At 70.2% G+C, this 22,951-nt stretch carries 17 protein-coding genes; 15 read left to right on the forward strand and 2 right to left on the reverse strand.

The features are described from left to right. From ACZ4EG_RS02245 to ACZ4EG_RS02290, 10 genes are all read left to right on the forward strand, one after another. On the forward strand, positions 1-3,657 hold a 3,657-nt coding region (locus ACZ4EG_RS02245; RefSeq protein ID WP_467789226.1), incomplete at its 5' end, for an Rne/Rng family ribonuclease. 242 nt (positions 3,658-3,899) lie between these two features. After that, positions 3,900-4,220, forward strand: coding sequence for a 50S ribosomal protein L21 (gene rplU / locus ACZ4EG_RS02250; RefSeq protein ID WP_100826193.1), 321 nt, complete (start codon positions 3,900-3,902; stop codon positions 4,218-4,220). A 13-nt stretch (positions 4,221-4,233) separates the two neighbouring features. Further along, positions 4,234-4,488, forward strand: coding sequence for a 50S ribosomal protein L27 (rpmA, locus tag ACZ4EG_RS02255; RefSeq protein WP_023550764.1), 255 nt, complete (start codon positions 4,234-4,236; stop codon positions 4,486-4,488). A 118-nt stretch (positions 4,489-4,606) separates the two neighbouring features. Further along, positions 4,607-6,055: a GTPase ObgE gene (obgE, locus tag ACZ4EG_RS02260; RefSeq protein ID WP_453551702.1), complete on the forward strand. Its 1,449-nt coding sequence runs from the start codon at positions 4,607-4,609 to the stop codon at positions 6,053-6,055. Positions 6,056-6,110: 55 nt separating this feature from the next. Beyond that, positions 6,111-6,254 (forward strand): hypothetical protein, encoded by a 144-nt coding sequence (locus tag ACZ4EG_RS02265; protein ID WP_467789227.1) that lies wholly within the window; start codon positions 6,111-6,113, stop codon positions 6,252-6,254. 184 nt (positions 6,255-6,438) lie between these two features. Then, entirely contained in the window at positions 6,439-7,986 is a 1,548-nt protein-coding gene (locus tag ACZ4EG_RS02270; RefSeq protein WP_453551707.1) for an alkaline phosphatase D family protein, read from the forward strand. Between the two features lie 113 nt (positions 7,987-8,099). After that, a complete protein-coding gene (locus ACZ4EG_RS02275; RefSeq protein ID WP_467789228.1) occupies positions 8,100-9,272 on the forward strand; it encodes a hypothetical protein in 1,173 nt (390 codons plus the stop codon). Between the two features lie 209 nt (positions 9,273-9,481). Further along, on the forward strand, positions 9,482-10,981 hold the full coding sequence (locus ACZ4EG_RS02280; protein ID WP_453551713.1) for a D-ribitol-5-phosphate cytidylyltransferase: 1,500 nt from the start codon (positions 9,482-9,484) through the stop codon (positions 10,979-10,981). 149 nt (positions 10,982-11,130) lie between these two features. After that, entirely contained in the window at positions 11,131-13,266 is a 2,136-nt protein-coding gene (locus tag ACZ4EG_RS02285) for a hypothetical protein (RefSeq protein ID WP_467789229.1), read from the forward strand. A gap of 405 nt (positions 13,267-13,671) precedes the next feature. Further along, positions 13,672-14,829, forward strand: a complete 1,158-nt coding sequence (locus ACZ4EG_RS02290; RefSeq protein ID WP_467789466.1) for a glycosyltransferase family 2 protein — start codon at positions 13,672-13,674, stop codon at positions 14,827-14,829. A gap of 47 nt (positions 14,830-14,876) precedes the next feature. Here the strand turns inward: ACZ4EG_RS02290 and ACZ4EG_RS02295 are convergent, their stop codons facing one another. Further along, the gene (locus tag ACZ4EG_RS02295; RefSeq protein WP_467789230.1) at positions 14,877-16,310 is read right to left on the reverse strand and encodes a polysaccharide pyruvyl transferase family protein; all 1,434 of its coding nucleotides are present in this window, start codon (positions 16,308-16,310) and stop codon (positions 14,877-14,879) included. 213 nt (positions 16,311-16,523) lie between these two features. Here ACZ4EG_RS02295 and proB point away from each other — a divergent pair, with 213 nt between their 5' ends. The 5 genes from proB to ACZ4EG_RS02320 all read left to right on the forward strand — a co-directional run bounded on the left by proB (position 16,524) and on the right by ACZ4EG_RS02320 (position 21,427). After that, positions 16,524-17,630 carry a glutamate 5-kinase gene (proB, locus tag ACZ4EG_RS02300; protein ID WP_390706967.1) on the forward strand — a complete coding sequence of 369 codons (1,107 nt, stop codon included), beginning with the start codon at positions 16,524-16,526 and terminating at the stop codon, positions 17,628-17,630. A 122-nt stretch (positions 17,631-17,752) separates the two neighbouring features. After that, positions 17,753-18,178, forward strand: coding sequence for a hypothetical protein (locus ACZ4EG_RS02305; RefSeq protein WP_467789231.1), 426 nt, complete (start codon positions 17,753-17,755; stop codon positions 18,176-18,178). 131 nt (positions 18,179-18,309) lie between these two features. Continuing rightward, complete coding sequence (locus tag ACZ4EG_RS02310; protein ID WP_453551724.1) at positions 18,310-19,596, forward strand: glutamate-5-semialdehyde dehydrogenase; 1,287 nt, start codon at positions 18,310-18,312, stop codon at positions 19,594-19,596. A gap of 98 nt (positions 19,597-19,694) precedes the next feature. After that, positions 19,695-20,267, forward strand: a complete 573-nt coding sequence (locus ACZ4EG_RS02315) for an SCO2584 family spore wall biosynthesis protein (RefSeq protein ID WP_453551727.1) — start codon at positions 19,695-19,697, stop codon at positions 20,265-20,267. 89 nt (positions 20,268-20,356) lie between these two features. After that, a complete protein-coding gene (locus tag ACZ4EG_RS02320; RefSeq protein ID WP_453551729.1) occupies positions 20,357-21,427 on the forward strand; it encodes an SCO2583 family membrane protein in 1,071 nt (356 codons plus the stop codon). Between the two features lie 357 nt (positions 21,428-21,784). Here ACZ4EG_RS02320 and ACZ4EG_RS02325 read toward each other — a convergent pair whose 3' ends face one another. Beyond that, on the reverse strand, positions 21,785-22,864 hold the full coding sequence (locus tag ACZ4EG_RS02325; protein ID WP_453551731.1) for a M48 family metallopeptidase: 1,080 nt from the start codon (positions 22,862-22,864) through the stop codon (positions 21,785-21,787). Positions 22,865-22,951 lie beyond the last annotated feature (87 nt).

Genomic DNA, 22,951 nt, shown 5'->3' on the forward strand with positions numbered 1-22,951 from the left:
GCCGAGGCCGTCGAGGAGGCTGCGCCGGTTGCTCGTACGCGTCGGCGTGCCTCTCGTCGTGCTTCTGCGCCTGCTGGTGCGCCTGCGTCTGCTGAGGTGGTTGAGGCCGTGGTGCCTGCCGCTGAGGAGAAGGCGGAGGCCGAGGCCGTCGAGGAGGCTGCGCCGGTTGCTCGTACGCGTCGGCGTGCCTCTCGTCGTGCTTCTGCGCCTGCTGGTGCGCCTGCGTCTGCTGAGGCGGTTGAGGCCGTGGTGCCCGCCGCCGAGGAGAAGGCCGAGGCCGAAGTGGTCGAGGCGGCAGCGGAAGAGGCCGCGCCGGTCGCCCGTACGCGTCGGCGTGCCGCCCGTCGTGCCTCCGCGCCCGCCGGTGCTCCCGTTGTCGAGGAGGCCACCGTGGCCCCCGTCGCCGAGTCCGCCGAGCAGGCCGAGAGCGCTGTGCCCGCGACGGTCGCCGTCGAGGCCCCCGCCGCCGAAGCGGCCGCCGAGGACGCCGCGCCGCGCCGTACTCGGCGCCGGGTCGTGCGGCAGGCCGCGTCCGGGTTCTCCGAGCCCGCACCGCAGCCCGCCCAGGCGGTCGCCGCCGAGCCCGCCGAGTCCGCCGAGCCCGAGTCGCGCCGTCCCGCGCGGCCCGCGGTGGCCGTGTTCCAGGCGCCCGTGTTCACCGAACCGAAGTTCCAGACCCCGGAGCGGGCCGCCGCCGAAGCCGCCGCCGAGGCGGCCGAGCCCGAGGAGCCCGAGGAGCCCGAGGAGACCGAGGAGACCGAGGAGCTCACGGAGGAGCAGGCCGGCCCGCGCCGCCGGCGCCGCCGCCGGGGCGCCGGTTACGGCGAGGAGACCGAGGCCCGGGCCGTCGAGACCCCCGCCGAGACTCCCGTCGCGGACGAGACCGAGGAGGCCGAGGAGCCGGAGGACTCGGTCGAGGACGCCGCCGAGGGCGACGAGGCCGAGGAGACCGGTGCGCGCCGTCGCCGCCGGCGTGGTGGCCGCCGTCGCCGCCGCGGCGAGGCCGGTGAGGGCGCGGACGCCGAGTCCGACGAACTCGCCGCCGAGCAGGCCGCACAGGACGCCGAGGACACCGCCGAGCAGGAGGAAGAGGACGACGAGGAGGCGCACTCCGAAGAGGGCGGCTCCGCCGGCAGCCGTCGCCGTCGCCGTCGCCGTCGTCGCGCCGGTGACACCTCCGCCGACGCCGAGCCCGGCGAGGGCGACCCGGAGCGCACGGTCGTCAAGGTCCGCGAGCCCCGCAAGCCCGCCGAGCCGTCCGACGAGGTGCAGTCCATCAAGGGCTCGACCCGTCTGGAGGCCAAGAAGCAGCGCCGCCGGGAAGGCCGTGAGCAGGGCCGACGCCGCGTCCCGATCATCACCGAGGCGGAGTTCCTGGCCCGCCGCGAGGCCGTCGAGCGCGTGATGGTCGTCCGGCAGAGCGGCGAGCGCACGCAGATCGGCGTCCTGGAGGACGGCGTGCTCGTCGAGCACTACGTCAACAAGGAGCAGTCGACCTCGTACGTCGGCAACGTCTACCTGGGCAAGGTCCAGAACGTGCTGCCGTCGATGGAGGCCGCCTTCATCGACATCGGCAAGGGCCGCAACGCGGTGCTCTACGCCGGTGAGGTCAACTTCGAGGCGCTGGGCATGGCGAACGGCCCGCGGCGCATCGAGTCCGCCCTGAAGTCCGGCCAGTCCGTCCTCGTCCAGGTGACGAAGGACCCGATCGGCCACAAGGGCGCCCGTCTGACCAGCCAGGTCTCCCTCCCGGGCCGTTACCTCGTGTACGTCCCCGAGGGCTCGATGACCGGCATCAGCCGCAAGCTGCCCGACACCGAGCGCGCCCGGCTGAAGACCATCCTCAAGAAGATCGTCCCCGAGGACGCGGGCGTCATCGTGCGCACCGCCGCCGAGGGTGCGAGCGAGGACGAGCTGCGCCGGGACGTCGAGCGGCTGCAGGCGCAGTGGGAGGACATCCAGAAGAAGGCCAAGAACGGCAACGCGCCGACGCTGCTGTACGGCGAGCCGGACATGACCGTCCGGGTCGTGCGCGACATCTTCAACGAGGACTTCTCCAAGGTCGTCGTCAGCGGTGACGACGCCTGGGAGACCATCCACGGGTACGTCTCGCACGTCGCCCCGGACCTCGCCGAGCGGCTGTCGAAGTGGACCTCCGAGGTCGACGCCTTCGCCACCTACCGGATCGACGAGCAGCTCGCCAAGGCGCTGGACCGCAAGGTCTGGCTGCCCAGCGGCGGTTCGCTGGTGATCGACCGGACCGAGGCGATGGTCGTCGTCGACGTCAACACCGGCAAGTTCACCGGCCAGGGCGGCAACCTCGAGGAGACCGTCACCAGGAACAACCTGGAGGCGGCCGAGGAGATCGTCCGCCAGCTGCGGCTGCGCGACCTCGGCGGCATCATCGTCATCGACTTCATCGACATGGTGCTGGAGTCCAACCGGGATCTCGTCCTGCGGCGTCTGCTGGAGTGCCTGGGCCGGGACCGTACGAAGCACCAGGTCGCCGAGGTGACCTCGCTGGGCCTCGTCCAGATGACCCGCAAGCGGGTCGGGCAGGGGCTGCTGGAGTCCTTCTCGGAGACCTGCGTCCACTGCAACGGCCGTGGCGTGATCGTCCACATGGAGCAGCCGACCTCCGTCGGGGGCGGCGGCAAGCGCAAGAAGCGCGGCCGTGGCGGCGACGGACATGTGCACGAGCACGAGACCGTCGTCACGGAGGCCGCCGAGACCGCCGAGCAGGAAGCCGAGAGCGAGGCGGAGGCCATGGCCGCGGTCGTGGCCGAGGTCGCGGAGCCCGTCGCGCTGCCCGCCCCGGACATGGCGCCGGACGAGGAGCTGTACAGCAGCGTCGCCGAGGCGGAGGCCGCGGCCACCCGTGGCCGTACGCGCCGTCGGGCCGGCCGCCGGGCCTCGGCTCCGGCGGGCGCGCCGCGGAAGCAGTCGGCGAAGGCGGAGGCCCGGTCGGACGACGCCGTGAAGGCGGAGGCCGAGGCGGAGGTCGCCGAGGTGCCCACCGCCCAGGTCGTCCCGGCCGCGGCGGAGGCCGCGCGTCCGGTGCAGCCGGAGCCGGCCGCCGAGGCGCTCGCCGAGCCCGCCGCCGTCGAGGACGCGGTGGTCGCCGCGGAGCCGGCCGAGGAGGCCGCGCCCAAGGGCCGTACGCGCCGTCGTGCGACCCGGAAGGTGTCGGCGCCCGCCGGTTCCCCTGCGGGTGCCGAGGCGGCCGTGGTGACGGTCGCCGAGGCCGCGGCCGAGGCCCCGGCCGCTCCCGTGGAGCAGGCTCAGGCCGTGGCTCCGGCCGAGGAGGCGCCCGTGGAGAGCGCCGCCCCGGCCCGCCCGCGCCGCCGTGCGGTGCGCAAGGCCACCGCGCCCACCGCGTCCGAGGAGACGGCCGTCGTGGTCGTCCCGTCGGCGGAGGCGCAGGAGCCCGCTGCCGCCGAGGCGGAGGCCGAGGAAGCCGCTCCGGCCAAGAAGGCGGCTGCCCGCAAGACCGCCAAGAAGGCGACAGCGAAGAAGGCCGCCACCAAGAAGACCGCGGCCAAGAAGACGGTCGCGGCCAAGAAGACGACGGCCAAGAAGGCGGCCAAGACCGCCAAGACGGCCGCCGCCAAGTCGACGGCGAAGAAGACCACGGTCGTCGCCGCCGACGAGGCCTGACAAGGCCCGAAGCGAGGTCCGCGGCCGGTCCCGGTGACCGGCCGCGGACCTGCGGGACCCGGCCCGGTTTGACCCCCTCGGCCACGGCCCCGTAACCTTGACCGTCGGCGTGTCCACTGAACACGCCACATCCCCGTAAACCTCTTCCTCCCGGGCACACGGTTGGCCGGGAGAGGTTGCCCGTGACCATGCTGGGCGGCTGGCCTGCGGGGGTGCCGTTTCCGAGCGAGAGAGAGATCCGCGTGTACGCCATCGTGCGCAGCGGTGGTCGCCAGCACAAGGTTGCTGTCGGCGACATCGTTGAGGTTGACAAGATTTCCACTGCCAAGGTTGGCGACACGGTCGAGCTCTCGACCCTGCTCGTTGTCGACGGCGACGCTGTGACCAGCGACCCGTGGGTGCTGGCCGGCATCAAGGTCCAGGCCGAGGTCGTGGACCACCACAAGGGCCAGAAGATCGACATTCTGCGCTACAAGAACAAGACCGGCTACCGTCGTCGCCAGGGCCACCGCCAGCAGTACACGGCGATCAAGGTCACCGCGATCCCCGCGGCTGCGAAGTAAGGACTGAGGAGACATGGCACACAAGAAGGGCGCATCGTCCACCCGGAACGGTCGCGACTCCAATGCCCAGCGGCTCGGCGTGAAGCGCTTCGGCGGTCAGGTCGTCAACGCGGGTGAGATCCTGGTCCGCCAGCGCGGCACCCACTTCCACCCGGGCGCCGGCGTCGGCCGTGGCGGCGACGACACGCTGTTCGCGCTGCAGGCCGGTGCGGTGGAGTTCGGTACCCACCGTGGCCGCAAGGTCGTGAACATCGTTCCGGTCGCCTGAGCTCAGGCCTGAACCGAACGCTTTCGCGAGGCGGACCTCACTTCCCGGTCGGGAAGGCGGGTCCGCCTTTCGCGTGTTACCCAAAGAGATACCCCGTACGTTTCTGGAGGCACTGACCATGACCACCTTCGTGGACCGCGTCGATCTGCATGTCGCCGCGGGTAACGGAGGTCACGGCTGTGCCTCCGTCCACCGAGAGAAGTTCAAGCCGCTGGGCGGACCCGACGGCGGCAACGGCGGGCGCGGCGGCGATGTGATCCTCACCGTCGACCAGTCCGTCACCACGCTTCTCGACTACCACCACTCCCCGCACCGCAAGGCCACCAACGGCAAGCCGGGCGAGGGCGGCAACCGCTCCGGCAAGGACGGCCAGGACCTGGTCCTGCCGGTGCCGGACGGCACGGTCGTCCTGGACAAGGCGGGCAATGTGCTCGCCGACCTGATCGGGCACGGCACGTCGTACGTCGCCGCGCAGGGCGGCCGGGGCGGCCTCGGTAACGCGGCGCTCGCGTCGGCCCGCCGCAAGGCACCCGGCTTCGCGCTGCTCGGTGAGCCGGGGGACCTCCAGGACATCGTCCTGGAGCTGAAGACGGTCGCCGACGTGGCGCTGGTCGGCTACCCGAGCGCGGGCAAGTCCTCGCTGATCTCGGTGCTCAGCGCGGCCAAGCCGAAGATCGCGGACTATCCCTTCACGACCCTCGTGCCGAACCTGGGCGTGGTGACCGCGGGCGCGACCGTGTACACCATCGCCGATGTGCCGGGACTGATCCCGGGCGCCAGCCAGGGCAAGGGGCTGGGCCTGGAGTTCCTGCGGCACGTGGAGCGGTGCAGCGTGCTGGTGCATGTGCTGGACACGGCGACCCTGGAGTCCGACCGCGACCCGGTCTCCGACCTCGATGTCATCGAGGAGGAGCTGAAGCAGTACGGCGGCCTCGACAACCGGCCCCGGATCGTCGTCCTGAACAAGGTCGACGTGCCGGACGGCAAGGACCTGGCCGAGATGGTCCGGCCCGACCTGGAGGAGCGCGGCTACCGCGTCTTCGAGGTGTCGGCGGTGGCCCACATCGGTCTGAAGGAGCTGACGTACGGCCTCGGCGACCTGGTGGCCAGGGCGCGCGCCGCGAAGCCGAAGGAGGAGGCGACGCGGATCGTCATCCGGCCCAAGGCCGTGGACGACGCGGGCTTCACCGTGACGCGCGAGGAGGTCGGCGGCGAGGAGCTGTTCCGGGTGCGCGGCGAGAAGCCCGAACGCTGGGTCCGCCAGACCGACTTCAACAACGACGAGGCCGTGGGCTACCTCGCCGACCGTCTCAACCGCCTCGGTGTCGAGGAGGAGTTGATGAAGGCGGGCGCCCGCACCGGCGACGGCGTCGCCATCGGCCCCGAGGAGAACGCGGTCGTCTTCGACTGGGAGCCGTCGGTCATGGCCGGCGCGGAGATGCTCGGCCGACGCGGCGAGGACCACCGGCTGGAGGAACAGCGCCCCGCGGCCCAGCGCCGCCGCGACCGGCAGGCCGAGCGGGACGAGGCCTTCCAGGAGTTCGACAGCTTCGATCCGTTCGAGTGACGAGCGACGTACCCGGAGCCGGGGCGCTGCTGAGGCGGTGATTCCCGGAGCCGACGTGCCCTGGACTTCCGCGGTGTGGGTCTTCCGGTCTACCTCCGCCGGGATCACCCACACCGGCTCGTTCGGCTTCGGCTTCGGCAGCGGCACCCTCGGCACGGTCGTGTCGGGCGCGCAGCTCGGCTCCGGCTTCGCCTACTGAATCCGCGTCGTATTCCGATCTACCGTCAGACCCGTTGTGGCACAAGGGTGTTCCGTGCCGCGACGGGTCTTCTGTTGTCTGCTTGTTTGTCATGCCCGCGAAGGCTCCCGTTCAGCGGACGGCCCGTCCGGCCGTGGGAGCTTCCGAAGGTCCGAAGAGGTCACTGTGGCAAGGGAGTCAGCGAATGACCGCATCATCGCCCGACCGACGCCGCTTCATCACCGCGGGTGCCGCCGTCTTAGGCGCCGCGGCCTCCGCCCAGTTGTGGCTGCCGGCCACCGCCCGCGCGGCCGAAACACCGTTGCCCGACGGTGTGTTCAGCCTCGGCATCGCCTCCGGCGACCCGCTGCCCGACGGCATCGTGCTGTGGACCAGGCTCGCTCCCGACCCGTTCAACGGCGGCGGTATGCCCGACGCCGTGGTGCCGGTGCAGTGGGAGATCGCCGAGGACGAGGGCTGCAGAAAGACCGTGCGCCGGGGCGTCGCCGAGGCCAGACCCGAGTACGGGCACAGCGTTCATGTGGACGTACGGGGCCTGCGCCCGGGGCGCACCTACTGGTACCGCTTCCGCACCGGCGGCCAGATCTCGCCCACCGGCCGCACCCGCACCGCACCCCACCCGCACAGCCGGGGCGGCTCGCTGCGCATGGCGCTGGCCTCCTGCCAGAACTGGCAGCACGGCTACTTCACCCCGTACGCCGACATGCTCGCCCAGGACCCCGACTTCGTCCTCTTCGTCGGCGACTACATCTACGAGTCGTCGCCCTCGTCGACGGGCGTGCGCCGGCACGAGGGCAAGGGGGAGCCGTACACCCTGGTCCAGTACCGCAACCGCTACGCCCAGTACCGCACCGACCCGGACCTCCTGGCGATGCACGCGAGCGCCCCCTGGGTGGTCACCTTCGACGACCACGAGGTCGACAACGACTTCGCCGGCGAGATCCCGCAGGACCCCGGCAAGCAGTCGCACGACGCGTTCGTGGCCCGGCTGACGGCGGCCTACCAGGCGTACTACGAGCACATGCCCGTCCGCGCCACCGCCGTCCCGGACGGACCGCACATCCAGATGTACCGACGCCTGGAGTTCGGCCGCCTGGCCCGCGTCAACGTCCTGGACACCCGGCAGTTCCGCAGCGACCAGGCCACCGGTCAGGCCGGGGCCGAGGACCCGTCGATGACGATGCTCGGGGCCGCGCAGAAGGAGTGGCTGCTCGACGGTCTGCGGGACTCCCCGGCCCGCTGGAACCTGATCGCCTCCCAGATCATGATGGCCGAGACCGATCTGCTGCTCGGCGAGGGCAAGCTCTGGTTCTACGACGCCTGGGACGGCTACCAGGCCGAACGCAACGCGCTCCTGGAGGACTTCCAGGACGTCCGCAACCCGGTCGTGCTCAGCGGTGACCGGCACCTGACGATGATCAGCGATCTGAAGCGGGACTTCGCCGACCCGGACTCCGACGTCGTCGGCGCCGAGTTCGTCGGCACCTCCATCTCCAGTAACGGTGACCAGGACCAGGCCGCCTTCCACGCCCAGTGGGACCCGCTGAAGGCGGACAACCCGCACTGGAAGGTGATCGACGCCCACCGCGGCTACCACCTCTTCGACATCCGCCGCGACGGCATCGACGCCCAGGTCCGGGTCGTGGACACGGTGGTGAAGCCGCAGGCCACCGCGAGCACACTGGCGCGGCTGCGGGTGGAGTCGGACGAACCGGGTGTGAACCTGGTCTGAGGCGCTCGGGAAGGCCTCCGACGCTCTCGGCAGGGCCCTGGACCCCTGGACTCACAGGAGTCCCAGGGCCCTCTCAGGTAAGTCTCAGGTAAGTCTCTTACCGTCCGTTGACCATGGAGACGGACTGTACGAGACACGCCCCCGCCCCGCTGCCGCCCGGCACCCGCCTGCTGCACATCGGCCCGCACAAGACCGGGACCACCGCCATCCAGGGCGCGCTGTTCGCCGCGAAGGAGACGATGGCGCGGCACGGCGTCGAGTTCCCGGCCCACAGCAGGCACCCGATGGAGGCCGCGCTGGCCGCCTGCGCCCGGCCCGCGATGATGGGCGACCCCCGGCCCACCGACCGGCACTGGACGCGTCTGCTGAAGCAGGTCGAGGCCACCGGGAGACACACCTCGGTGATCAGCAGCGAATTCTTCGCCGACGCCCCGGACGACGCGACGATCGAGCGGATCGTCGGGCAGCTCGGCGGCGACCGGGTGCACATCCTGATCACGCTGCGCCCGCTGGTGAGGATCATGCCGTCGCAGTGGCAGCAGTATGTGCAGAACGGGCTGCGCATGGGGTACGAGGACTGGCTGGAGCACATGCTCCGCAGGGCCCCGCACGAGAAGCCCAACCCCAGCTTCTGGCGCCGGCACCGGCACGACCGGCTGGTCGAGCGCTGGGCGCGGGCGGTCGGTCCGGAGCGGGTCACCGTCGTGGTGGTCGACGACCGCGACCGGGACGGACTCCTGCGCACCTTCGAGACGCTGCTCGGACTGCCCCGGAATCTTCTGCGGCCGGTTCCGGACACTGCGAATCGTTCCCTCACCCTGGCCGAGACCGAAATGCTGCGGAATCTTAATGTGGAATTCCGCGGCAATGGACTGCCCGACGAGCTGTATTCCAAGCTCGTGCGCAACGGCGCGGTCATGCATATGAAGAACGCGTGCAGTCCCACCCCGCAGGACGTGAAGATTGCCACGCCCCGGTGGGCGGTCGAGGCCGCCGCGGAGATCGGTGCCGAGATGGGCGGGCGGATCGCGGCGCTGGGTGTGTGCGTCCTCGGCGATAGGGCGCTGCTGTCCGCCGTACCGAAGCAGACGGAATCCGGCCACGCGGTCTCCGACGAGGCGCGGATCTCACCGGAAGTGGCCGCGCAGGCGTTGTACGGGGCCCTCGCCGCGGCCGCCTCGGTGCCCGCCCGCCCGGCCCGGGTTCGCACGGTGCACCGGACGTCGTCGAAGGAACTCGTCCGGGTACTCGGCCATCGCTGCCTCCGGCGACTACGGCGCCGCTGACAAGCGACCGCGGCGCCGCTGGGAGTGGACTTACTCACAGCAAATTCACGGGGACTTCCGGGACCCCGTGAGGACGGCGGCCATCACCAGGAGTGCAAGGTGAATGAGAGGTTGCGGCCACATATGCAGCGAAGGACGCTCACCTTGCACTGCGGTAACCCGAAGTGGGACCATTTCGAGGTTCCCTGACGCCCCAAGGTAGGTCACCTGTGTCCCAGCACATAGCCAAGCCCCGTACCACCGCAGTGATCCTGGCCGGTGGAACCGGTCAGCGCGTGGGTCTGTCGATCCCCAAGCAGTTGCTGAAGATCGCCGGCAAGGCAGTCATCGAGCACACCCTGACCACCTTCGAGAACGCCGACTCGATCGACGACGTCATCGTGCTGATGGCGCCGGGCTATGTCCCCGACATCGAGAAGATCGTCGCCAAGGCCGGGTTCCGCAAGGTCAAGAAGATCATCGAGGGTGGCTCCACCCGGAACGAGACCACCGAGCGCGCCATCGCCGCCCTCGGTGAGGGCCTGGCCGAGGGCGAGGACCTCAACGTCCTCTTCCACGACGCGGTACGCCCGCTGCTGTCGCAGCGCGTCATCGACGACTGCGTCGTCGCGCTGAAGCGCTACCAGGCGGTCGACGTCGCCATCCCGTCCGCGGACACGATCATCGTGACCCGCACGCACGGCGAGGACGGCGAGTTCATCACCGAGATCCCGGACCGCTCCCGGCTGCGCCGCGGCCAGACGCCGCAGGCCTTCAAGCTGTCCACGATCAAGCGGGCCTACGAGGTCGCGGCCGGCGACCCCAACTTCCAGGCCACGGACGACTGCTCCGTCGTACTCAAGTACCTGCCGGACGTGCCGATCAACGTCGTCGCGGGTGACGAGTACAACATGAAGGTGACCCAGCCGGTCGACGTCTTCATCGCCGACAAGCTCTTCCAGCTCGCCTCCACGGCGGCCCCGGAGCAGAACGGCGAGGAGGCCTACCGCGAGCTCCTCACCGGCAAGACCGTTGTGATCTTCGGTGGTTCGTACGGCATCGGCAAGGACATCGCCGAACTCGCGGAGTCCTACGGCGCCTCCGTGTACGCGCTGGGCCGCTCCACCACCGGCACCCACGTGGAGAACCCGGAGGAGGTCGACGACGCGCTGTCCAAGGCGTACGCGGAGACCGGCCGGATCGACTACGTCGTCAACACCGCGGGCGTGCTGCGCATCGGCAAGCTCGCCGAGACCGACAACGCCACCATCGAGGAGGCGCTGAAGGTCAACTACCTGGCCCCGGTGCAGATCGCCCGCTCCTCGTACAAGTACCTGGCCGAGACCAAGGGCCAGCTGCTGCTCTACACCTCCAGCAGCTACACCCGCGGCCGCGCCGAGTACAGCCTCTACTCCTCGACCAAGGCCGCCATGGTGAATCTCACCCAGGCCCTGTCCGACGAGTGGGCCGGCGACGGCATCCGCGTCAACTGCATCAACCCGGAGCGCACCGCCACCCCGATGCGCACCAAGGCGTTCGGGCAGGAGCCCGCGGGCACCCTGCTCTCCTCCGAGGCCGTGGCCCGCACCTCGCTCGACGTCCTGCTGTCCGAGCTGACCGGCCATGTCATCGACGTCCGCCAGCAGGACCCGACGGCGGCGGCCGGCCAGGCCTCCGGCTTCGAGCAGGCGCTGGCCAGTGTCCTGGACCGTCAGGACGGCGTGGCATAATCAACATCAAATAGGCATCTGAAATTCAGGCCTCTGTGGCTACGCGATCGCGGAGCATTCACAGAGGCCTGAATCCGTAAAGCTCACAGACCCTTCGCAAATTGTCCGCAAGGTCTTATTCCGGCCTTTTTGTCAGCAAAAGGTTATCCGTGATATCCACCGCTATACGCGTCGCCCGGGTGGGCAGCGCGGCCGAGCTGGCCGCGGCGGCCCTCGTGTTGCTGGGCTTCCCGGCGCTCATGCTGGCCGCGCTCGTCCCGAGCGTCTACGCCTTCGCGGCAGCGGCCGCCGTGACGTACCTCGCGGACCACTATCTGCACCGCAAGGGCAGCTACCTGATCAACCGCCTCAGCAAGGTGCGGGCCGGTCTGTCGATCCGCTTCCTGATCCGGCAGCTGCTGCTGATCCTGCTGCTGGCACGACTGTCCCTCTCGAACAACCTGGTCTTCTACGGCGCCATCGCCTGCTTCATCGCGTTCTACGGCCTCCAGGCCCCGCACGGCGCGCTGGTCACCCTGATCCGCAACCGCCGCCGGATGCCGGTCGCCACCCGCAACATCGACCTGAAGTCGCGCATCCGCATCCCGGACGCCCCGAGGCGCGGTCTGCTGCACCGCTCCGCGGAGAAGATGCTCCACCTCGACCTCGCGGCCGTCGCCGGTCTGCTGGTCTCCGCGGTCATGGACTCGGCCGTCGCCGGATTCATCGGCATCGGCATCACGATCGGCCTGGGCTCCCTGTACGTCCTCGCGCTCATGCCCTACGTCCGCGGCCGCAAGGTCCCGCCGAACGCCGAGAAGGTGCTGGCCGCCGTCGACGACTGGCTGGCCTCCTACAAGCCGGAGACGGTGCTCTACTTCTCCGGCTCCAAGGACTCCGCGTACCAGGTCAACATGTGGCTGGAGACGATGGAGCGGCTGGAGTCGCGGCCGCTGATCATCCTCCGCGAGCGCGTCATCCTGAACAGCCTGGCCCCGACCACGGTGCCCGTCATCTGTGTGCCCGGAGGCGTGCACCTGATGAACCTGGAGCTGTCCACCGTGCGCGTCGCCCTCTACGCGGCGAACGTCGGCAAGAACATCCACCTGCTGCGCGTCCCGACCATGAAGCACGTCTTCATCGGTCACGGCGACAGCGACAAGCTGGCCAGCGTCAACCCGTTCAGCAAGGTGTACGACGAGGTGTGGACCGCCGGCCGCGCGGGCCGCGACCGCTATGCCATCGCCGATGTCGGCGTCCGCGACGACGACATCGTGGAGGTCGGCCGCCCGCAGCTGGCGCCGATCCGGACGTGGCGGGGCGTGCCGGAGGGCCCCCGCGGCGGAGCCGCTGATGGATACTGCCCGACGGTTCTCTACGCGCCGACCTGGGAGGGCTGGGACGGCAACCCCGGCAACACCTCGATCGTGCTCGCCGGCGAAAACATCGTGAAGAAGCTGGTGCAGGCCGACCCGCCGGTCCGTGTCCTGTACAAGCCGCACCCCTTCACCGGCACGGTCAGCGCCCAGGCGGGCGCCGCGCACCGGAGGATCACGGCCCTGGTCGAGAAGGCCGCCGCCGAGCGCGCCGCCGACTCCCGCTTCACCGCCGACGCGGCCGCCCAGGCGCAGGCCACGGCCGAGCTGACCCGTATCGAGGCCCGTATCGCCGAGCTGTCCGGCACCGTCGGCGACAAGGGCGACGAGGCCGAGGCCAGCCGTGACGGTGTGGTCGACGTCAAGAAGCACGAGGAGATCGCCCGGCTGCGCGCCGAGTGGGACGCCGCGTACTGGCGCTCGTTCCCCGCGTACGAGCACCGGGTCATCACCGGCGCCGAGCCGCGGCTGTACGACTGCTTCAACGTCTCCGACGCGATGGTCTCCGACATCTCGTCCGTGGTCTCCGACTTCATCGCGAGCGGCAAGCCCTACGCCGTCACGGACTCCGCCGAGCTCGGCGTGGAGGAGTTCAAGCGGCAGAACACGGCCGTGCGCGCCGCGGTGATCCTGTCCAACAGCGCGGGCGAGCTGGGCGGGCTGCTGGACGCGGTCCGCGACCCCTCGGCCGATCCGCTGGCGGCGGACCGGGGGGAGCTCAAGCGCTATCTGCTGGGTCCGGACGAGCCGAAGTCCATCGACCAGTTCAACGCGGCGGTGGCGGACCTCGCCCGCAAGGCCGAGACCCGCAACGTGGGCCAGGAGGCCCGCGCCGCGGCCGGTGCCGCGGAGGAGATCGAACTCGCGGATGTGCTGCCGGGACAGCGGCTGTCGTCCACGGGTGACACGGACGGTGTGACCGCGGGCTGACGCCCGGACCGGAAGACACCCGGACCGTAAGAGAAGAAGGGGCCCCGGCCCCGAGGAGCGATCCTCGGGGCCGGGGCCCCTTCTTGCCACGTGGGTGGATGCTGTTGCCCTGACCTGCGGATTCAGGTCTCTTACCGTTCCCTCTTACTCCCGTTTCGCCTTGGCGGTGAGCAGTTCTTACCGGCTGTCCGTACTGTCCGATGTCACCCGCCAGAGCCCCTGTCGATCCGTTCGCCGTGTGACGTAGGCCACTGATTGTGTGCGGTGAGGCAACCGCTTCACCCTGTCCACCGTCTAACAGATTGCGATTAAGGCGATTCGGGGGAAATGTTCCGTTGACAAGGGGGAACCGTGACCGTCGTGACGCAGCCTGATGTGACCGTGATCATCGGGGCGTACGAAGCGATGCCGTACCTGGTCGAGTGCCTGGCGTCCGTCGAGGCGCAGACCATCGACCCGAGACGTCTCGAGGTCATAGCGGTCGACGACGGCTCCACGGACGGCACCGGGGAGTACCTGGAGGAGTTCGCGGCCCGGGCGCCCATGCCGGTCACCGTGATCCGGCAGGAGAACTCCGGCGGCCCGAGCGGGCCGCGCAACATCGGCCTCGGCAAGGCTTCCGGGCGGTACGTGTTCTTTCTCGACGCCGACGACCGGCTGGGCCCCGAGGCGCTGGTGCGCATGGTCGCCATGGCCGACAAGAACGGCACCGATGTGGTCCTGGGCAAGGTCGAGGGGATCAACCGGACCCCGCCGAAGTCGATGTGGGGCAAGACCGTCGACCGTACCGACGTCTTCTCGTCCAACATCAAGTTCACCCTGAGCGCCCAGAAGCTCTTCCGCCGCGAGCTGCTCGAACGGCACGGGATGCGTTTCGACGAGTCCCTGTGGACCGGCGAGGACGCGCTGTTCACGATGGAGGCGTATCTGCGGGCCGACGGGGTCTCCGTGGTCGCCGACTACCCGTGCTACTACCTGGTGGGCCGCGAGGACGGCAAGCACGTCACGAAGAGCGGCAGCTACACGCTTCGCTTCGACTCCGCGCGGGCCCTGATGAACCTGATCGCCGAGATGGTCCCCGCGGGTCCCAAGCGGGACACGCTCATGATCCGGCCCTTCCTGATCACCCTGCTGCCGCAGTTCGGCCCCAAGTACCTCAAGGACAGCGAGGAGGTCAGGCGGCACAAGTTCGAGCTGGCCAAGCCGCTGATGGACGCCTACTGGACGCCGGAGGTCGCCCGCCGGCTCCGCGTCCACGAGCGCCTGCGGCTGCACCTCGTGGCCATCGGCCGACCCGAACTCCTCAAGGACGTCGTGGAGTTCGTCAAGGCGAAGAGACAGGCCGCCGCCATCCTGGAGAAGCGCGGCACCCGCGTCTATCTCGTCTACCCGCACTTCCGCTCCCGCGAGGCGGGCCTCCCCGACTCCCTCTACCTCGCCGAACCCCGAGAGGCCCGAGCCTTCGAGGGCTACCGCGAGGCCTCGGCGAACTCCTTCTTCCGCCGAGCGATACGCAAGGTACGCCGCTCACTGCCGACGGGGGGCTTCCCGGCGGCGGCGTGACGCTACCGCGCAACCGGCGCAGCGGGCCCGGGATGACCCGGTCCCCCCTAATCCCGGCCCGACTGCAGTGCCCTGCGGATCGGTCTGCCCACTGCTCGTCTGGCGCGGCGGTAGACCGAGGGTGTCGGGGTGGTCGGGTTCAGTTTTGCCGTGGCCTTGGTGCCGGTTCGGGTGCGGGCCAGGTCTCGTTTCAACTGGGCGTTGTCGACCGACAGTTCGTTGATGCGGGTGTGCAGCCAGGTGAACCGCGAGGTCAGCGAGGCCATGTCGGAGTCGTTCCAGGGGCGGACCCCGGCCGGGAACGACAGCGAACGCATCCGCTCCTCGAAGGCCTCGCCGCCGTCCCCGTGGGTGAAGGTGTTCTCCAGCCCGTTCTTGTCCAGGAACGAGGTGAACCGCTCGAAGCGCTCCGCGTGCCCGCCCACCAGCTTGGTGAAGTCGGCCTCTTCGTAGAGCCGCGCCGGATCCGCGCTCTCCGGATCCTTGGCGACCTTGTCCAGCCGCCGGTGCGGAATGTCGAAGTACCGGCACAGCTCCAGCGTCCGGGAGTCCCCGCACAGCACCGTCGCCGGCGTACCGGCCAGCAGCGCCGCGATGTTGCCGTGGATGCGCGAGCCGAAGGAGAAGTCGAAGGAGCGCAGGTCGTCGATCCAGGTGACGGGGTCGACGTAGACGCGGACCTTGTCCTCCCGGTACATCGGGTGGTCGGGATGCGTCGGCATCGCGGTCACCTGGGCGTTCGGGTCCGACAGATCCCGCCAGTGCAACTGCCGCGCGTCGCTGAGGTTCTGCCCGATGAAGCGCAGCCGCGGATACCGCTCGTGCGTGCGGTCGATGATCCGGTCCAGGCCCTGCGTCCGCACCGCGCTGTGCGAACCGTTGATCGCGATCCGGGACTCCGGCGTCAGCGCCACCGCCCGCTTGTGCACGGCGAGTTGACGCCCGTACATGAACAGCGACGGGCAGCCGATCACCTCGACGTCCCGGAACCCCATGTCCTTCAGATACTGCTCGGTGAACTCGCCCCGCACCCCGATCGAGGCGCTGCGGTCCAGCACCGCCGAGACGAACTCCCGTACCGTCGGTTCGATCCGCTGCAGCCGCGTCGGGTTGTAGCTCACCCCGGTCTGCGCGCCGACCCCCAGCACCACCACCGGGATCCTCAGCCTGGTGATGAGCCGGGTCAGCCGCCGCAGCCCGCTCTCGAAGGAGGGCCGGAACGCATTGGCGAGCGGCACGACGAAGGCGTCGTACTCCTCGTTGATCCGGCCCGCCGCCGCCACCTCGGTGCTGATCCCGTTGGAGACCACCTCCGTGCCCGGAGTCTCCAGGATCTTGTGGGCGGCGTCGCTGAAGATCAGGTTGCCGGAGTTGGTGGCGATGACGTCCCGATGGAGGGCCTCTTCGACAGGGACGACGTCGTAGGGACTCTTCCCCGATCTCAGGAGGATGCGCCTCGCGCCGCGATCTTTTGATGACACAAAGTTCAAATTAAGTTTGGACTGTCTTTAATTTCTATAGGCAACCAATGCAACCTTTTTGCCGTATGCGAAGCGTGAGCGGGCGATCACACGAGGTCTGTCCGGAGCGTGGACCGATGCGCGACGCACCATCCCGTTCGCGTAGATTGCCAGGCGGGCAGCCGTATCGTGACGTGAGGGGACGGACCGTAAGTGGCAAGGGCAAGGCAGGCCGTGGGTGAGGCCCGCAGGATCGTCGTCAAGATCGGCTCCTCGTCGCTGACCACCGCGTCGGGCGGCCTGGACGCCGACCGTGTCGACGCGCTCGTCGACGTCCTCGCCAAGAGCCGCAGCGGGGGAGAGAAGGAGATCGTCCTCGTCTCCTCCGGCGCCATCGCCGCGGGCCTCGCCCCGCTGGGCCTGCTCCGCCGCCCGAAGGACCTGGCCCGCCAGCAGGCCGCCGCCAGCGTCGGCCAAGGCCTGCTCGTGGCCCGCTACACCGCCTCCTTCGCCCGCTACGGCGTCCGCGTCGGCCAAGTCCTGCTCACCTCCGACGACATGAGCCGCCGCGCCCACCACCGCAACGCCTCCCGCACCCTCGACAAGCTGCTCGCGATGGGTGCGTTCCCGATCGTGAACGAGAACGACACCGTCGCCACCGACGAGATCCGCTTCGGTGACAACGACCGTCTCGCCGCCCTGGTCGCCCACCTCGTTCACGCCGACCTGCTGGTCCTGCTCTCGGACGTCGACGGCGTGTACGACGGCGACCCCAGCAAGCCCGGGACCTCACGGATAGCGGAAGTACGGGGGCCCGAGGACCTCGCCCACGTCGAGATCGGCAGTGCCGGCAAGGCCGGCGTCGGCACCGGTGGCATGGTCACCAAGGTCGAGGCTGCCCGGATCGCGGCCGCCGCCGGCATCCCCGTGGTGCTCACGAGCGCGATCCACGCGGCCGACGCCCTCTCCGGCGGGGACACCGGCACCTACTTCCACCCCACCGGCAAGCGCTCCGCCGACCGCCTGCTGTGGCTGCAGCACGCCTCCACCCCGCAGGGCCACCTCACCCTCGACGACGGTGCGGTGCGCGCGGTCGTGAAGGGCCGCAAGTCGCTGCTGCCGGCCGGAATCGCCGCCGTCGAGGGCGAGTTCGGCGCCGGCGACCCGGTCGAGCTGCGCGACGGTGAGGGCCACGCGGTGGCCCGCGGGCTCGTCAACTTCGACGCCAAGGAGATCCCCCAGCTGATCGGACGTTCGACACGGGAACTGGCCCGGGAACTGGGTCCGGCGTACGAACGCGAGGTCGTACACAGGGACGACCTGGTGATCCTCCACCCGTAAACCGGGGCGTAACGACCGCCCCCGGTGGGGGACGTTCCGTAAAACCGCCCCGCGGAGCCGTGCGGCCTGCTCAACTTTCTCTCAGGAACACGTTCCCGAGTCGCTGCGTGAAGGAGGCCGTCGTGAGACGAGTGCGCCCTGGGGCGGCGTCCCGTGGTGCTCTGACGAGCGTCGCGGCCGGGGACACCTATGAGGGGCCCAAGGACCTGCCACGCCTGTGGCATGTCACCCTCAGCGTCTCCGGGGACGAGGTCCCCCTGAAGGACCTGCGGCGCGCCCTGGAACAGCTCGCCCATGACCACCCCTTCCTGCTGACCAGCCGGTACGCCAACGACCACGCGGAGATCCGCTACTGGGAGGAGGCGCGCGACCTGCACGACGCGGCCGCCGTCGCGCTGCGCCTGTGGGGCGAGCACCGCCAGAGCGCCGGGCTCCCGGCCTGGGAGATCGTCGGCCTGGAGGTCATCGACCGCGAGACCTACCACCAGCGCGTCGCTGAGGGCTACGGCCCGCCGCCCGCGACGCCGGTGGGGATTCACCCCTTCTGATCCCTTACGGGCGCTTTTCGCGCCCTTATGCGACCCTTTCGCTCGCTTGCAGGCGTTTCATCCCCCTTGATCCCGTCTCGCGGTGTGGAACAACCGCTGGACCGCCCCGGCGGGCGCACTACCCTTCCCTCATGACGACGCTCTCGCCGTACGACGCCATGTCCCCGGTCACTCAGGCCGCCTACCGCGCCAAGGCCGCCGCCGCCGACCTCGCGCCGCTGCCGCGTGCCGTGAAGGACGACGCGCTGCTCGCCATCGCGGACGCCCTGGAGGTCCGTACGAGCGAGATCGTCGAGGCCAACGCCAAGGACATCGCCAAGGCCCGGGAGGCCGGCACCAGCGAGGCCATCGTCGACCGGCTCACCCTCACGCCCGAGCGCGTCCGCGCCATCGCCTCCGACGTGCGGGACGTCGCGGGGCTGCCCGACCCGGTCGGCGAGGTCGTCCGCGGCTCCACCCTCCCCAACGGCATCGACCTGCGCCAGGTCCGCGTTCCGCTCGGCGTCGTCGGCATCATCTACGAGGCCCGCCCGAACGTCACCGTCGACGCCGCCGCCCTGTGCCTGAAGTCCGGCAACGCCGTCCTGCTGCGCGGCTCGGCCTCCGCCTACGAGTCGAACACCGCCCTCGTCCGGGTGATCCGCGACGCCGTGGGCGGCGCCGGGCTGCCCGCCGACGCCGTGCAGCTCGTGCCGGGGGAGAGCCGCGAGAGCGTGCGCGAGCTGATGCGCGCCCGCGGACTGGTCGACGTACTGATCCCGCGCGGTGGCGCCTCGCTGATCCAGACGGTCGTCTCCGAGTCCATCGTCCCGGTGATCGAGACCGGCACCGGCAACTGCCACGTCTACGTCGACGCCCAGGCCGACATCGACATGGCCGTCGAGATCCTGATCAACTCCAAGGCCCAGCGGGTCAGCGTCTGCAACGCCGCCGAGACCCTCCTCGTCCACCAGGACATTGCCGCCGAGTTCCTGCCGCGCGCCCTGGACGCCCTCGCCGAGGCCGGGGTGACCGTGCACGCCGACGAACGCGTCCTGGCGTACGCCAAGGACTCCAAGGCGACCGTCGTGGAGGCGACCCCGGAGGACTGGGAGACCGAGTACCTCTCGTACGACATCGCCGCCGCCGTCGTCGACTCCCTCGACAAGGCCGTCGAGCACATCCGGCTGTGGACCTCCGGCCACACCGAGGCGATCGTCACCACATCCCAGCAGGCCGCCCGCCGCTTCACCCAGCTGGTCGATTCCACGACGGTGGCGGTGAACGCGTCCACCCGCTTCACCGACGGGGGCCAGTTCGGCTTCGGCGCGGAGATCGGCATCTCCACGCAGAAGCTGCACGCCCGCGGCCCGATGGGCCTGCCGGAGCTGACCAGCACCAAGTACATCGTCACCGGCGACGGCCACGTCCGCCGCTGACGGATGCCGCCCTCGCGGGCACGTGAGAGGTGTCTCACCAGACGGATGAATTTCCATACCGTCTGCCCAAATTGACCCCCCAGGTCTACTCTGGATCCGTGCCGGAGGACGTGGGGGGCACGCCGTTCCCGGACGGCTGGGAGCCCGACGACGACCACGACCACGGGGTGTCGGACGAAGAGTTCGCCTCCGTGGTCTTCGATGAGGCCTTCGTACGCGCGGCCGTGGTGCACGAGCCGACCGCAGTCGAGCGCCTCCTGGCCGCCGCCCAGGCAAGAGCCGAGGCCTCCGAGGCCGAGGCGCGCCGGGCACACGCCGCCGGCGAACGCTTCGACGACGGGTACGGCCCCGACGGACACGATTTCGGCCGCGACCGCGACCTCGACGACCTGGACGACACCGAGGTCCTCGACGACGGCTACGGCGCCCCCGGGACCTACGGCAGACAGGTCCGCTGGCACCGCCCCGTCGCCTGGGTGCTCGCCCTCGTGATGGGCATCGGCATGGTCGCGCTGGCCTTCGCGGCCGTCTATCGCAGCGCCTCCTCGGGCGACCGGGACCAGGTCCCGCCGCCCGCCTCGACCGGCCTGGAACAGGGCACTGCGGCGGCTCCCTCCGTGTCCGCCGACACCTCCCAGCCGGCCGTCTCGGCGATCCCGCGCTCGCCCTGAGCTGCCTGTCGTCCTCCTGGTGAGAACCTGTCAGAACTTGTCGTGTACCAGGGCGTTTACCCGAGCCTCTCCAGACCTACTCTGAAAGTATGGGCGGGCCTGGAGACCCACCTGAGGGGACACCCGAGGGCGGCCCCGTGGGTGGTGAGGACGAGTACCGATCCGTCGTCTTCGACGAGTCGTTCGTCCGTGCTGCCCGGCTTCAGGAGTACTCCGCGCAGGAGCGCATGGCCGACCACGCGCCCGCCGTACGCCGTCGCCCGCCCCTGCACCGGGGGCTGACCCGGCAGGCGCTGATCCTCGTCCTGCTGATCGCCGTCGCCTTCGGCACCGCGATCTACATGGGCGTGCGTCACCCGTACAGCTCCCCGCAGGCCCGGCAGCCCGTCGAGCCCCTGCGGATGACCGTCATCCCGCTCTCCCCACAGGGCAAGGTGCCCGGCTCGGCCGACGCCGAGCACCTGTACGCGCAGAGCCCCGCCGCACAGTACGCCGTCGGCGCCGAGGGGATTCCGCTGCCCGCCTCCCGGCGCACCGTCCACTTCTCGGACAGCGACGTCGTGACCGCTCTGAGCACGGCGAAGGACTACATAGTCCGCTCCGCGCTCTACCCCGAGGTGCTCAACAGCAGCCAGACCCACCCCGCGCGCGCCCTGGTCGACCCCGACCAACTCGACCAGTTCGACCAGAGTTTCGACCACCCCGCCGCGGACGGCCGGCACGCGCCCACCGGCTGGCTGGTTCGCTTCGACCCCTCCCAGACACAGCTGGCCGACCGCAAGATCCGCGTCCAGGGCACGCTGCAGGCCGCCGAGACCAACTCGTCCACCCTTGAGGTCACCGCGGACCACACCTTCGTGTATGCGCTGCGGCCGACCGGCGCCGACGCCAAGGCCCTGGTGTCCCTGTTCACCGTCCGCCGCGAGCTGACATTCCGCTTCGACCGCGACGACCTGCGCACCCACCAGACCCAGCTGGTCGTCTCTTATGTGCAGGCGGGCCCTCTCTCCTGCGCCGAGGACTCCACCAGGTACCTGCACCCGCTCCTGGCCGGCCAGACCGCCAAGGCAGGCGGCCCGGCGGGCACCAACCCCTACGCCACAGGCAGCGCAACAGCCCTCTGCGGAACCCTGGCCACCGGAGCCGAACCGACGACCTGAGCCGGGATGTTCTCAGCGGCTGGGGCGGGGCAGAGCCGGTGCCCGTGCCGCGCCGTTGCCGCGGTGACCGTGCCGGAGCCGGCGCCGGTGCCCGTGCCGGGTCCCGTCAGCCGGCGGCTGAGCTCGCGGCCGTAAGTCTGCCCCAGGCCCTGCGCGCGTCTTGGCCGTGCCGGTTCTGGCCGTGCCGGTCCTCGTCTGTGCCCGTGCCTGCCCCTGCGGTGTCGGCCTCCCCGGCGCATCAGCGTTCTGCCCGGCGCACCCGTGCTCTGCCGCGATGGCGCGGAGCGGCCGTGCCCGTGCCGGTCCGTGCCGATCCACGTCCGCTCGGCCCGCGCCCGGGGTCGGCCGACCCCGCCGTTACTCCTCGTCCTGCGGCGGAGCCTTCGGCGGGGGCTGGCTCGTGAAGCCGTCGAAGCCCCGCCGGACCCGGCCGCCCAGGTTCCCGGCCCCGCCCGCGAGGTCGGTGACCAGCTTCATCAGCGGGTCCTTGGAGCTCTTCACGTCACTGGCGTAGCTCTGCGCCGACTCACGGAACGAATCGCTGACCGAGGTGTCCTTGTCCTCGCTGCGCCGCGGGTAGTGCCCGTCCATGATCCGCTGGTAGTCGCGGGTCTCGGCCCACTTCTTCAGCTCGGCCGCCCGCACCGCGGTGAAGGGGTGGGAGCGCGGCAGCACGTTGAGGATCTTCAGCACGGAGTCGCGCAGGTCGCCCCCCGCCTCGTACTCCTCGGCCTGCTGCAGGAACGCGTCCACGTTCATCTCGTGCAGATGGTTGCCGCCCGCGATCTTCATCAGGCCGCGCATCGAGGCCTGCAGATCCTGGCCGACGAGCAGCCCCGCCCGGTCGGCGGACAGCTCCGACTTGCGGAACCACTCCCGCAGCGCCGTCACGATCGCCATGATCGCGAGGTTGCCCATCGGTATCCAGGCGATCCTGAGCGCGAGGTTCGTCAGGAACAGCAGGATCGTGCGGTACACCGCGTGGCCGGACAGCGCGTGCCCCACCTCGTGGCCGACGACCGCCCGCATCTCCTCCTCGTCGAGCAGCTCGACGAGGCCCGTGCTGACGACGATGATCGGCTCGTCCAGGCCGATGCACATCGCGTTCGGCTGCGGGTCCTGCGTGACGTACATCGGCGGGACCTTCTCCAGGTCCAGGATGTAACAGGCGTCCCGCAGCATGTCGTTCAGATGCGAGAACTGCTGCTCCGACACGCGTACCGAGTCGGACAGGAACAGCAGCCGCAGGCTCCGCTCCGGCAGCAGCCCGCTGAGCGCCTTGAAGACGGTGTCGAAGCCGCTCAGCTTCCGCAGTGCCACCAGCGCGGAGCGGTCGGCCGGGTGCTCGTAGGCACGCGAGGAGATCCCCGGGAAGCGCCGGCGCTGCCTGCTGGGTACGCGCTCGTTCCCGTTCTGCTCGTGACCGTCGCTGGACATGTCATCCCCCATGTGCGTCTGTGTGCCCTATGTGCCCCCAAGGCAGGGCCCAGCCTAGGCGGAGATACCGTGGACGGGCAGTACAGC

The sequence above is a fragment of the Streptomyces sp. NPDC025638 genome (genome assembly GCF_055558775.1).